The sequence below is a fragment of the Methylobacterium sp. Leaf361 genome (assembly GCF_001424445.1).
GTDB lineage: Bacteria > Pseudomonadota > Alphaproteobacteria > Rhizobiales > Beijerinckiaceae > Methylobacterium.
Genome location: NZ_LMPY01000078.1, coordinates 1 through 13,278, shown reverse-complemented (window position 1 = coordinate 13,278; position 13,278 = coordinate 1). Strand labels below are relative to the sequence as shown.

The 13,278-nt window shown below is 75.3% G+C and carries 5 protein-coding genes; 4 read left to right on the top strand and 1 reads right to left on the bottom strand.

Annotation, left to right across the window (positions count from 1 at the left end; translation table 11 throughout):
- The first annotated feature begins 18 nt into the window (after window positions 1–18).
- From ASG32_RS29695 to ASG32_RS29680, 4 genes are all read left to right on the top strand, one after another.
- On the top strand, window positions 19–1,356 hold the full coding sequence (locus tag ASG32_RS29695; RefSeq protein WP_056533473.1) for an acyclic terpene utilization AtuA family protein: 1,338 nt from the start codon (window positions 19–21) through the stop codon (window positions 1,354–1,356).
- Between the two features lie 18 nt (window positions 1,357–1,374).
- Entirely contained in the window at window positions 1,375–1,719 is a 345-nt protein-coding gene (locus tag ASG32_RS29690) for a hypothetical protein (protein ID WP_056533471.1), read from the top strand.
- Window positions 1,720–1,817: 98 nt separating this feature from the next.
- On the top strand, window positions 1,818–2,105 hold the full coding sequence (locus ASG32_RS29685; protein ID WP_020094334.1) for a hypothetical protein: 288 nt from the start codon (window positions 1,818–1,820) through the stop codon (window positions 2,103–2,105).
- A 574-nt stretch (window positions 2,106–2,679) separates the two neighbouring features.
- The gene (locus ASG32_RS29680) at window positions 2,680–4,716 is read left to right on the top strand and encodes a TonB-dependent siderophore receptor (protein WP_056533469.1); all 2,037 of its coding nucleotides are present in this window, start codon (window positions 2,680–2,682) and stop codon (window positions 4,714–4,716) included.
- Window positions 4,717–5,000: 284 nt separating this feature from the next.
- Here the strand turns inward: ASG32_RS29680 and ASG32_RS34795 are convergent, their stop codons facing one another.
- Window positions 5,001–9,119 carry a non-ribosomal peptide synthetase gene (locus ASG32_RS34795; protein WP_056533805.1) on the bottom strand — a complete coding sequence of 1,373 codons (4,119 nt, stop codon included), beginning with the start codon at window positions 9,117–9,119 and terminating at the stop codon, window positions 5,001–5,003.
- Window positions 9,120–13,278 lie beyond the last annotated feature (4,159 nt).

Genomic DNA, 13,278 nt, shown 5'->3' with positions numbered 1-13,278 from the left:
GACAGCGGAGAGCGCGCCATGAGAACCGTCCGCCTCGGCGCCGGCGCCGGCTATGCCGGGGACCGCATCGAGCCCGCCGTCGAACTCGCCGAGCGCGGCGACCTCGACTACCTCGTGTTCGAGTGCCTCGCCGAGCGCACCATCGCGCTGGCGCAGCAGGCGAAGCTGCGCGACCCCGAGGGCGGCTACGATCCGCTGCTGGAGGCGCGCCTGCGGGCCGTGCTCGGGCCGTGCCGGGCCCGCGGCATCCGCATCGTCACCAACATGGGCGCGGCCAACCCGGTCGCCGCCGCCCGGAAGGCCGGGGCGCTCGCGCGGGAGATGGGCCTCGCCGGCCTGCGGATCGCCGCGGTGACCGGCGACGACCTGCTCGACGCGGTGCGGGCGGGCGACTTCGTCCTGGAGGAGAGCGGCGAGCCGGTCGCCGGCCTCGGCAACCGCGTCGTCTCGGCGAACGCCTATCTCGGCGCGGCGCCGATCGTGGCCGCCCTCGCGGACGGCGCCGACGTGGTCATCACCGGCCGCGTCGGCGACCCGGCCCTGTTCCTGGCCCCCCTGGTGCACGCCTTCGGCTGGGCGATGGACGACTGGGAGCGCCTGGGCCGCGGCACCCTCGCGGGCCACCTCCTCGAATGCGCCGGCCAGATCACCGGCGGCTACTTCGCCGATCCGGGCTGCAAGGACGTACCGGACCTCGCGCGCCTCGGCTTCCCCATCGGGATCGTGGCCGAGGACGGCACGGTCGAGATCACGAAGGTCGCGGGTTCGGGCGGCCGGATCAGCCTCGCCACCTGCAAGGAGCAGCTGCTCTACGAGGTGCACGACCCGGCGCGCTACATCCAGCCGGACGTGGTCGGCGACTTCTCCGAGGTCGAGATGGAGCAGGTCGGCCCCGACCGCGTCCGGGTGCGCGGCGCGACGGGCGCGCCGGCGACGGGCCTCCTGAAGGTCTCGGTCGGGTACGTGGATTCCTATATCGGCGAGGGGCAGATCTCCTACGCCGGGCCCGGCGCCCTGGCCCGCGGCCGGCTCGCCCTGTCGGTGGTGCGCGAGCGCCTCGCCCTCACCGGCGTGGCGACGACCGAGCTGCGCTGCGACCTGATCGGCGTCGACGCGCTCCACGGCGCGGCGCTGTCGGGCGAGCGGGAGCCCTACGAGGTCCGCCTGCGGGTCGCCGGGCGGACCGAGACCCACGCCGAGGCCGTGCGGATCGGCAACGAGGTCGAGACGCTCTACACCAACGGCCCGGCCGGCGGCGGCGGCGCCTGGAAATCGGCCCGCGAGGTGGTGGCGGTGCAGTCGGTCCTCGTCCCGGCCGCCCTCGCCCGGCCGCGCGTGCACGTCGTCGAAGCCTGAGAGCCGGGAGACCCGAGGATGAAGCTGCGCGCTCTCGCCCATGCCCGCACGGGCGACAAGGGCAACACGTCGAACATCGCGCTGATCGCCTACGACGCGGCGGATTACGAGCACCTCGCGGCGCACGTCACGGCCGAGCAGGTGCGGGCGCATTTCCGCGGGATCGTGACCGGCGACGTGACACGCTACGCGTTGCCGAAGCTCGGGGCGCTGAACTTCGTGCTCACGGAGGCGCTCGGCGGCGGCGTCACCCGCTCCCTGGCCCTCGACGCGCACGGCAAGAGCCTCGGCGCCGCGCTCCTCGATCTGGACCTCCCGGACCTCGGCGCCGGCCGAGCCGCACGCGGAAGCCCGAGACGGTGAGGGGCGAGGCCGCCGCGGCATGATCGCGATGCGGGTTCGAACCAGAGGCCGCCCATGACCGTTGACGGTCGTTCAGCGTGACCGTTCGAAGAGCCCAGATGGACCGCCCCCGCCGCGTCGGACTGCCCTGGTACACCCCGGAGCAGTACCCAGCCCTGCGCACCAGCCTCGCGGACGGCGCCAAGCTGCCCCCCGACTACGAGACCTGGCGCGTCGCCACGGAGCAGATGGAACGGGAGGTGCAGCGCAGCGGCGTCGAGGTCGTGCGCGTGCCGGTCGAGCCGGAGATCTTCGCGGCGTGGTGCGAGCGCGCCGGGCTCCCGCGCGACGCCGCGGCGCGCGCCCGGTACGCGGCCGCCGCGCTGGCGGCGGACTGGGCCGTCTGAGAGCGGGCGTCGATCCGGGCGTCGATCCGGGCCCCGAGCCGGGCCCCGAGCCGGGCGATGTTCGGCGGGCCCCCGCGCCCGCGTCACGGATCACGTCGATCCCGCCATCCCTGCCGGGTTGTCCTGCGAGGACTAGCACATCGCAGTAGAGCGGTTGTGCGCAACTCTCTTCCGCCGATTTCGCGCGGAGCGATCGGGCGGGGCAGACCGGGGAAATCTCGCAAATTAGAATTATTACATGTTGATTTTGTCTCTGATCTGCAACTGAACTGCCGTTATAGGCTCACAGGCGAGCTTGACCTATTGCGTTCCTGTGCGGCGGCCGCGCAGATGGAGGTCTCGCAGCCGAATCCGACCGCGGCGGCTGCAGCGCCCAAGAGTTGCCTGCATGTGCGTCGATTTCGCTCCCGCTCCGTCCGATCGACCACAGAAGCGCCTCCCGTATTGGGGGCCGCTCCTGCTGTCGGCGGCCGTCGGTATCTCGTTGCCCGCCGACGAATTGGCCGCGCAGCCGGTGAGCGGCGGACAGACTGCTGTCACCCTCGACGAGATCCAGGTTGTCGGACAGGGAGGATTGTCGCCCAACACGGCGACCGGGCCGGTCAACGGTTACGTCGCCAAGGCGAGCGCGTCCGGCACGAAGACGGACACGCCGATCATCGAGACGCCGCAGACGATCAACGTCGTGGGCGCCCGTCAGATACGCGACGAGGGGGCCTCGACGCTGGCCGAGGCCCTGGCCTACACGCCCGGCCTGAGCAGCCAGGCCGTGGGCGGCTTCGCCAAGGTCTCGGACGGTTTCACGATCCGCGGCTTCACCGTCGAGGCGGGCAATTCGGGGCTGCTGCGCGACGGTCTGAAGCTGCAATCGGGCGTCTATGACGGGACGCAGGAGCCGTACGGGCTGGAGCGCCTGGAGGTCCTCAAGGGCGCGGCGTCGATCCTGTACGGCCAGCTCTCGCCCGGCGGCATCGTCAACGCCGTCAGCAAGCATCCGCTCCAGACGCCGTTCAACGAGATGAACGTCAGCTTCGGCCAGTACAATCGCAAGGAAGTGTCGGGCGATTTCACCGGACCGCTCACCGACGACGGCGCGTGGTCCTACCGGCTGACCGGGCTGATCCGGAACAGCGACAGCTATCTCGCGTACACGCCCGACGACAAGCGCTACATCGCGCCCGCGATCACGTGGCGGCCGTCGACGGCGACCTCCGTCACGCTGCTCGGCTACTATCAGGAGATCCACACGCGCTTCCAGCCGCCGCTCTCGGCGGTCGGCACGCTGCTGCCCAACGGCCGATTCCCCCGCTTCGCCATCGACCGGTTCTACGGCGAGCCCGCCTTCGACCGGTACGATTCCCGGTCGGGCGCGATCGGCTACCAGATCGACCACGCCTTCTCGGACTCGGTCCGGCTGCGCCACGCCCTGCGCTACTACCAGTCGGGGGTCGACTGGGACTACCTGCTCCCGAACGGGCTGCTGGCGAACCGGCAGGTCGCGACGCGCGGCATCAGCATGCGCAACGAGAACGCGACGGGCGTGGCGTCGGACACCTCGCTCGAGACGAAGTTCGTCATCGGCCCGACCGCGCACACGCTGCTGACCGGCATCGACTACTACCGCAGCTTCCTGAACTCGGAGCGCTACACCAACGGCACCGTCGGCAATCTGAACGTCTACGCCCCGGTCTACGGCCTGACCTACCCGCGGATCAATTACGCGATCAACACCGGCTCGAAGAGCCTGCTCGACCAAGTCGGTATCTACGTCCAGGATCAGGTCAGGTTCGACCGCTTCGTCTTCCTGGCCGGCGGCCGCCAGGACTTCGCGCGCACGCAGGTCCTCACCTATCGCACCGGCACGCAGCTCGATCAGAACGACAGCGCCTTCAGCGGGCGGCTCGGCCTGCTCTATCTCGGCGATTACGGGCTGGCGCCCTACGTCTCCTACAGCCAGTCCTTCCAGACCTTCGCGGTCACCGACCGGAACGGCAATCCCTTCCAGCCGTCGCTCGGCGAGCAGTACGAGGGCGGCCTGCGCTGGGAGGTCCCGGGCGCCGACACCCTGCTCAGCGCCGCGTTCTACCGGATCAACCAGACGAACGCGCTGGTGGCGGACCCGGTCAACCCGGTCTTCAGCACGCAGGCCGGGCAGGTCCGCTCGCAGGGCTTCGAGGCCGAGGCGCGGACGAATTTCGGCCCGCTGGAGGCGGTCGCCTCCTACTCGTACACCGATGCCCGGCAGACGCGGACCACGGTCGCGGCGAACTTCAACCAGCGCCTCGACCTCGTGCCCTACAACCAAGCCGGCGTGTTCGGCACCTACGACATGGGCCTGTTCGGGATCCCGGGCCTGCGGCTCGGCGGCGGCGTGCGCTACGTCGGCAGCTCGAACATCTCGGGCGCGACCTTCGACTCGCGCGCGGCGACCCTGTTCGACCTCGTGGCGCTCTACGATTTCGGCGTCGCCGACCCGAGCCTCAAGGGGTGGCGCGCCCAGATCAACGCCCGCAACGTCCTCGACCATTCCTACGTCACCTGCGTCACGGTGAATGGCTGCCGGTACAGCGAGCCGCGCAACGTGTTCGGGACCCTCACATACCGGTGGTGAGCCTCTCGTCGGCGGTCGCCCCCACGCGGGGCGGCGGGTCCGGACGCGGCGGGACCGCGCCCGGGCATCTGCGTCGGACGGCCGCCGTGACCCCGCCAGCGTCGGCCCCGGCCGGATCGGCGCGCGATCCCTGATCCGACGCGCCCCTGCGCCCGCCGCGGACCGGGAGCGCCGCGCGCTCCGGGTCCCCGCCGCCGCGGCCCCTCGTCCCGTGCGCGGGAGCAGAGATCGGCGCCGTCCTGTCGGGATCGACGCGGGCCCTCGCGGAAGGGCCCGCGCCCGGATCAGGCTTCGGCCGCGTCGAGGGCCTCGGCGAACGCGTCCTGGAACGCGGTGCTCCGGAGGATGTCCAGGTGCCGCGCGCCGGGAATGATCCTCAGGTCCGCGACGGGCGCCAGCGCGCTCCAGTCGCGCAGGCGCTCCGGTCGCGTCAGCGAATCCGCGGCCTGGAAGACGTGCACGGGCCGCGCCAGCGGCGCGAAGGCGTGGCGCTTGGCCCGCACGCGCTTGTCCAGGAGGGCCCACAGCTCGAACTCGCGCGCCGTCAGGTCGGGCCCGTCCGCGGGCAGCTCCGGGTTGTCGATGAGGTAGGCGTCGAGCGCCTCCCGCTCGTCCGCGTCCATGCGGGCGATCAGCCCGCGCCACTGCTCGGCCATCCGCGAGCCGTCCAGCCAGTCCGCGCGCCACCGCGCGGCCAGCGCCCGCGCGTCCGCGTCCAGAGCCCGCGGCGGCGCGAAGGGCACCGACTCGAACACGTCCACGAGGCCCAGGAAGTCGACGCGCACGCGCCCGTCGAGACGGCGCGCGGTCTCGTAGGCGAGGTCGCCGCCGGACGACCAGCCGACCAGCGCGCACCGGCCGCCCGGCGCGTGCGCGGCGATGCAGTCCGCGTAGGCGCCGCTCAGCGCGGGCACGTCGTACCCCTGCCAGCGCGCCTCCGTGTAGACGTGGCTGACGAAGCCGTGGACCGGCCGCTCCGGGCCGAGCCGCGCGGCCAGCGCGGCGAACTCGGTCGCGTTGGCGATCAGGCCGGGGACGCAGAAAAGCGGGGTCCGTCCGCCCTCGCGGCGGAGATGGACGATCTCCGGCCCGCGCGGAGCCGCCGGCGCGACGCGTTCGGCGAGGTCGGCGAGGCTCTTCGCGCCGAGGATCTGGGCGAGGGTGAGGGTCTTGCCCCCCGCGACGCCTTGTCGGCGGATGCGCGCGAGCATCTTCAGGCTCAGGATCGAGTCGCCGCCGAGGTCGGCGAAGGCGTCGTGGCGGCCGATCGCGGACGGATCCAGGCCGAGGAGGTCGGCCCAGAGGGCGGCGAGCGCCCGCTCCGTCCCGTCCCGGGGCGGATCCTTCCCGTCCGTCCCGCGCGCCGCCTCCAGCGACGCCAGGGCGCGCCGGTCGAGCTTGCCGTTGGGGGTCAGGGGCAGCGCGTCGAGCCGGGTCAGGCTCGTCGGCACGAGGGCCGGCGGCAGGCGCTCCGCGAGTCGGGCGCCGACCGCGGCGAGGTCGAGGTCCGGGTCGGCCACGACGTAGCCGGCGAGGCGCGGGCCCTCCGCCCCGTCGGCCTCCGGTTCGGCGAGCGCGATGACGGCGGCGTCGCGGATTCCCGGAAGCTCGCGCAGGGCCGCGGCCGCCTCGCCGGGCTCGACCCGGTGGCCCCGAATCTTCACCTGGTCGTCGGCCCGGCCCACGAAGGCGAGGCTGCCGTCGCGGAGAAGCCGGACGCGGTCGCCGGTCCGATAGAGGCGCGCCCCGGGGCCGGCATGCGGGTCCGGAACGAACCGCTCGGCGGTGAGGCCCGGCCGGTCGAGATAGCCCCGCGCGACCTGCGGCCCGCCGAGGTAGAGCTCCCCCGTCGCGCCCGGCGGCACCGGTGCGAGGAATCCGTCGAGCGCGCGCGCGCGGACGCCCGGGAGCGGCGTCCCGATAGGCGCGCCGCCGGCCCAGCGTCCGGCCCCGTCCTCCGGGCCGAGCGCACCGTCACGGTGCTCCGCCCCCGCGCGGACCTCCTGGCACAGCGCGCCGACCGTCGCCTCGGTCGGCCCGTAATGGTTGACCACCCGGCAGCCGGGCTTCAGCGCGGCGATCCGGTCGACGAGGGGCCAGCGCAGCGCCTCGCCGCCGAGGATGAGGAGCCGTTCTGGCAGCGCGGCGGCGGGGTCGGCCGCCTGGAGCAGCGCGCCGAGGTGGCTCGGCGCGATCTTCAGGGCGTCGATCCTCCGGCCCCCGGCCGCGTCCCCCCCGACCGCCGCGGCGAAGCGGTCGGGGTCGAGGGCGGTCTCGTGGTCGAGGAGGTTGAGTTCCGAGCCGCCGGCCAGCGCGCCGAACAGCACGGTGTTGCCCAGGTCGGCCGCAACGGTCGAGGCCATCGCGACGTGGCCGCCGGCGGGCAGGCCGACGCGCGCGAGAATTCCGGCCACGTACTGCGCGAGGCCGCCGCGGGTCACGACGACCCCCTTGGGCCGGCCCGTGGAACCCGAGGTGTAGAGGATGTAGGCCGCAGCGTCGGGATGCGGCGGCGCGGCCGCGAAGGGCGGGGCCGCCGCGTCCTCGGCCGGGTCGAAGCGCGCCGCGATCACCGGCCGGTCGGGCCGGTCGCCCGGGACCGGCTCGCCCAGGACGAGGCAGGCCCCGCACTCGGCCACGAGGTCGGCCCGGCGGGCGGCCGGGAGGCCGGGATCGATCGGCACGTAGGCGGCGCCGGTCTTGAGGATCGCCAGGAGGCCGAGCACCCATTCGGGGCCGCGGTCGAGATGGAGGGCGACCCGCGTCTCCGACCTCGCCCCGTCCGCGGCCAGCCGCGCGGCGAGGCGGTCCGAGGCGGCATCCAGCTCGGCCCGGCTGTGGGAGCGCCGGCCCTGCCGCAGGGCGGGCGCCTCCGGCGCCTCGGCCGCGCGGGCGCGCCAGGCCGCGACCACGTCGAGCGCGACCCCGTCGAGCGCGGCCGGGTCCGTCGCCGCGGCCGGGGCGGGGCTCGCCAGCGCGTAGAGCGGGCGGTCGGGTTCGGCCACCGCCGCGGCGAGCAGCGTCGCGAAGGTCTCGGCCAGGCCCGCGACGGTCCCGGGGTCGAACAGGTCGCGGGCGAAGGCCAAGCGGCCGCACAGGCCCTCTGCGGAATCGACGAGATCGAGGCTGAGGTCGAAGTGGACGTCGCCCCCGTCGAGGCCGCGCAGCCGCATCGGCCGTCCGGCGAACCGGGCGTCGGGCGGGGGCGCGGCCTGCTCGGTGACCTTGACCTGGAACAGCGGGTGGAGCCCGGGCCGGCGCTCCGTCGCCGACGCCGCGACGATCCGGTCGAACGGCAGGTCGGCGTGCGCCTGGGCGGCCAGCAGCCGATCGCGGACCTGCCGGAGATGGACGCGGAACCCGTCGCGCGGGTCGACCCGCGCCCGCAGGACCCCGATGCCCGTCAGGTGGCCGACCATGCCGCGCGTCTCGGGCCGCGCGCGGTCGGCGAGCGGCAGGCCGACGCGCACGTCCGCGCCGTCGCCGTAGCGCGCCAGCGTCAGGGCGAACCCCGCGAGGGCGGCCATGAACGGCGTCGCGCCCTCGCGGCGGGCGAGGCTCCGCAGGGCCTCGCTCACTTCGGGCGGGATCCGGAACGCGTGGATCCCGCCCGAAGCGGCGCGCTCCGCGCGGCGGGACCGGTCGAGGGGCAGCGGCGTCTCGGCCGGGGACGCGCCCAGTTCCGAGCGCCAGTACGCGGCCTGGCGCGCGGCCTCCCCGGCCTCGAGCCGGCCGTGCTGCCAGAGGGCGTAATCCGCGTACTGCACGGGCAGCGGCGGCAGGCCGTCGGCCCCCGCCTCCCGCGACTGGGCCGCGTACAGGGCGTCGAGGTCGCGCAGCAGCAGGGGGATCGACTGCCCGTCGGCGGCGATGTGGTGCAGGCCGAGCAGGATCCGGTCGGTGCCGTCCCCGAGGCGGTGCAGCTCGACGCGGAGCAGGGGGCCGGCCTCCAGATCGAACGGCGTGCGCGCCAAGGCCTCCGCGAGGGCGTCGCTGCCGGCGGCGTCGAGCCCCTCGCGGACCCGGATCGGAACCGGGGCGGCCGGGTGGACGCGCTGGCACGGCTCGCCCTGCGGATCCAGCCCGAAGGTGGTGCGCAGCGGCTCGTGGCGCCGCACGAGGTCGTCGACGGCGGCCTGGAGCCGCGCCGGATCGAGGGTCCCGGCGATCTCGACGAGGCCGGTCAGGTTGTAGGCCGGGCTCAGGGGCTCGCGTTGCCAGGTCAGCCACAGGCCGCGCTGCGCCGCCGAGAGCGGCAGCGCCGTCCTGTCGCCGTCCGCCGGGACGATCGGCAGGGTGGCGAAGTCGATCCCGTTCTCGGCGAGCTTGGCGAGGAAGGCCCGGCGCTGCTCCGGCGCGAGCCGGGCGAAGCGTCGCGCGATCTGCGTGGCCTGAAGGGTCATGTCCGCGTCGCTCCTGCCGCCGTCTCGATCGCGTCGAGCCAGCTCTCCATGTCGGTGAGGTCGGCCGCCCCGGCCCCGCCGGTGCGGCCGGTGCTGCCGTCCGCGTCGATCCGGGCGGCCAGATCCGCCAGCGTCGGGTGATCGAAGACCGCGCGCAGCGGCAGGCGCGGTCCCAGGCTCTCCTGGACGGCGGCGACGAGCTTCATGACGAGGATGGAATCGCCGCCGCGCTCGAAGAAGGTGTCGGACCGGGCGACGGCGTCGGGTCCGGGCAGGCCGAGCACCGCGGCCCAGAGATCGGCGAGGCGCCGCTCGGTCGCCGTCCGCGGCGCGTCGGCGTCCCGGGCGGACGCGTCCGCGTCGGGCTCGAGCAGGGCGCGGGCGTCGAGCTTGCCGCTCGTCGAGAGCGGCAGGGCGCCGAGCAGGACGATCGCGGCCGGCACCAGGGCCTCGGGCAGGTCGCGGGCCAGGGCGCGGCGCAGCTCCTGCGGGTCGGGGTGCGCGCCCGGCGCGGGCACCGCGTAGGCCACGAGCCGCGCGGGGCCGTCGGGTTTGCGGCGGGCGACGACGGCGGCCTGGGCGATGCCGGGTTGCGCCCGCAGGGCGGCGGCGACCTCGCCGGGCTCGACGCGCTGTCCGCGGATCTTGACCTGCTCGTCGGCGCGTCCGCGGTAGTCGAGGGCGCCGTCGGGGCGGCGGGCGGCACGGTCCCCGGTGCGGTAATAGACGGCCTGGGCCTGGCTGNAGGGCGGCGGCGACCTCGCCGGGCTCGACGCGCTGTCCGCGGATCTTGACCTGCTCGTCGGCGCGTCCGCGGTAGTCGAGGGCGCCGTCGGGGCGGCGTGCGGCGCGGTCTCCGGTGCGGTAGAGGCGCGCGCCGGGCCTTCCGAACGGGTCGGGCACGAAGCGCTCGGCGGTCAGGCCGGGGCGTCCGAGGTAGCCGCGGGCGAGGCCGGTGCCGCCGATGTAGAGCTCGCCCACCACCCCAACCGGCACCGGGTGCAGCGCGTCGTCGAGGACGTGGAGCTGCGTGTTGGCGATCGGGTGCCCGATCGGCACCCGCGGGGCGTCCGGCTCGGGCCCGCAGGTCCAGGCGCTGACGTCGATGGCCGCCTCCGTCGGCCCGTAGAGGTTCGCCAGGTCGGCCCGGCTCTGGGCGCGGACGGCGGCCGCGAGGTCGGGGGCGAGCGCCTCGCCGCTGCACACGATGCGGGACAGGCTCGGGCAGGCGGCGAGCCGGCCGGACGCCAGGAACGCCTCCAGCAGGGCGGGCACGAAGTGCACGATCGTCACCGCGTCCCGCCGGATCAGGGCGGCCAGCGCGTCCGGATCGCGGTGGGCCTGCGGCGGCGCCATGACGAGGCGTGCGCCGCTGACGAGGGGCAGGAGGATCTCCCAGACGGCGACGTCGAAGGAGACCGGGGTCTTGTGCAGGATCACGTCGGCGGGGCCGACCGCGAAATGGGCCCGCATCCAGGCGAGGCGGTTGGCGATGGCGGCGCGGGTGTTGGCGCAGCCCTTGGGCGTTCCGGTCGAGCCGGACGTGTAGATGAGGTAGGCCAGGGCGTCCGGGTGCGGCGCCGCGGCCGGCAGGGCGGGATCGTCCGCCGCCTCTGCCAGATCCGGGGTGAGGATCTGCAGGTCCGGAAGCTCCGCCGGCCCGGGCATCCGCGCGGCCAGCCCGGACTCGGTGACGAGGAGGCGCAGGGCCGCCTCTCGGGCGGTCGCGACGAGGCGCGGGCGCGGCAGCTCGGGGTTGAGGGGCAGGATCGCGGCCCCCGTCTTGAGAACGGCGAGCCAGGCGACGAGCAGCGCGCAGGACCGCTCCAGCCCGACGCCGACCAGAGTGTCGGGACCGACCCCGGCGCGGGCGAGGCGGCGGGCCAGCGCGGAGGCCGCGCTGTCGAGGGCGCGGCGGGTGAGCGCGCCCTGCCCGTCGGTCACCGCGATCGCGTCCGGGTCGTGCGCCAAGTGGCCTGCGAAGGCGGCGAGGACGTCGCCGGCGCCGTCCGGRTAGGCCCGGGCGGTCGCGTTCGCCGACCCGATCACCGCCCGGTCGCTGTCGGGCAGCGGCKGCGGCAGCGCYCCGAGCGGGGTTGCCGGGTCGGCCTCCGCCAGGGCGGCGAGCTGGGCCACGAAGGCGGCGAGCAGCGCCTCGGCGTCCGCGTGTCCCAGGCGATCGGCGGCGTAGCTCAGGCGCAGGGCCAGCCGCGTCCCGTCGGGGCCGGTCTCCGGGTGGACCACCAGGGTGACGGGGTAGTGCGTGGTCTCGGCGACGATGGCCGGGCCGAGGCGCAAGGCGTGCGGGTCGGCAGCGTCGCCGTCCCCGTTTCCGTCGCCGTCCCGTCCGTGGCGCGCGGCGGCGAGGGCGGCGTCGACGGGGTAGTTCTCGAACACCACGAGGCTGTCGAACAGGCCGCCCGTCCCTGTGCCCGTGCTCGCGCCCGCGGCGCCGGCGAGGCGCTGGATGGCGGCCAGGGGCAGGTGGCCGTGCTCGCGCAGGCCGAGACCGGCCTCCTGCACGCCCGCCAGCCAAGCGCCGAGCGGCCGGGCCGGGTCGAGGTCGACGACCACCGGCAGGGTGTTGATGAACAGCCCGAGCACGGTCTCGGCCCCGGGCAGGTCGGCCGGGCGCCCGGCCACGGTCGTGCCGAAGGCGACGCGCGCCTGCCCGGTGCGGGCGGCCACGAGCCGGGCCCAGGCGGCCTGGACGCAGGTGTTGAGGGTGAGGTGCGCGGCCCGGGCGCGGGCGAGCAGCCGCCCGGCGGTGGCCGGCGGCACCCGGTGCCGGACCTCGCCGTGATGCCGGACTTCGCCGTGGCCGGGCGGGCGCTGTCCGTCGCGGGCGCCGGGCGTGCCGGGCGGGTCGAAGGTGTCGGCGAGGCGGGTGGGGGCGTCGAGGCCGGCGAGGGCGTCCTGCCAGAAGCGCTCGGCGGCGGCCCGCGGCTGGCGGGCGAGCCAGGCGAGGTAGTCGGCGAAGCGTCCTGTGACGGGCTCGGGCTCCTCTCCGCGGTAGCGGGCGAGCACCTCGGCGACGAGGCGGGCGGTGCTCCATCCGTCGAGGATCAGGTGGTGGACGGTGAGCACGAGGTGGTGGCGGTCCGGTCCGGTGCGGACCAGGACGAGGCGCAGGAGCGGGGCCCGGGCGAGGTCGAAGGGCCGGGCGCGCTCCTCGGCGGCCAGGGCGGCGAGGCGAGCGGCGAGGCGGTCGGCGCGGGCATCCTCGTCCGGGGCGTCCTCGTGCGGCGCGTCCTGGCTCGACGGCTCCCCGGTCCAGTCGAGGCGTGCGAGGGGCAGGGGCACGGGGTCGAGGACGGCCTGGAGGGGCGGGCCGTCGGCGGGGTCGAGGATGGCGGTGCGCAGGACGTCGTGGCGCTCGAGGGTGGCGCGGACGGCGCGGGCGAAGCGGTCGGGGTCGAGGGGTTCGAGGTCGAGGCGGACCTGGTTGCGGTAGGCCGCGTCCCCGGGGGCGAGGCGGGCGTGGAAGAGCAGGCCCTCCTGCAGGGGGGTGAGCGGGTAGAGGTCGGTGAGGCTGTCGGGGGCCAGGGCGTGGCCGGCCAGGAGTGCGTCGAGGCCGGGTTGGTCGAGGCGGGCGAGGGGCAGGTCGGCGGGGGTGGGCCGTCGCGGGGTGCCCGGGTCGGCGCAGTGGTCGACGAGGGCCTGGAGGGTGTGCCGGGTGTCGCGGGCGATGGCGGCGATGGCGGCGGCGTCGTGGCGGTCGGGGCTGAAGCGCCAGGCGAGGTGGAGGCGGCCGTCGCGCACGAGGGCGGTGAGGGTGAGTTCGGCGCCCGCGGGGCTGTGGGGGTCGCGCATGGGCCCCGCGCTCTCGGGGGCGAGGGCGAAGGGCGCGTCGGGGTCGGCGCGGTCGGCGTCGATCTGGCCGAGGTAGTTGAGGAGGATGCCGGGCTCGGGTGTCGCGGCGATGCGGTGGCGCAGGTCCGCGACGGGGCCGTGGCGCAGGAGGTCGTGGCTGAGGTCGGGCTGGGGCAGGGCGCGGCGGGCTTCCTTGACCCGGCAGAGAGCAGCACCGAGGGCATGGCCGCGGGCGGCGTCGTCCGGCGGCAGGTCCGGTTCGCCGCCGAGGGGATCGAGCCGCAGCGGCACCAGCGTGGTGAACCAGCCCACCGTCCGGCTCAGGTCGTGGCGGGGCAGGGTCGGG

Bases quoted from the DNA above. Each gene is read 5' to 3' on its own strand.
- ASG32_RS29685 (WP_020094334.1), top strand. From the start codon at position 1,818: ATGGACCGCCCCCGCCGCGTCGGACTGCCCTGGTACACCCCGGAGCAG.
- ASG32_RS29695 (WP_056533473.1), top strand. From the start codon at position 19: ATGAGAACCGTCCGCCTCGGCGCCGGCGCCGGCTATGCCGGGGACCGC.
- ASG32_RS34795 (WP_056533805.1), bottom strand. From the start codon at position 9,119: ATGACCCTTCAGGCCACGCAGATCGCGCGACGCTTCGCCCGGCTCGCG.
- ASG32_RS29690 (WP_056533471.1), top strand. From the start codon at position 1,375: ATGAAGCTGCGCGCTCTCGCCCATGCCCGCACGGGCGACAAGGGCAAC.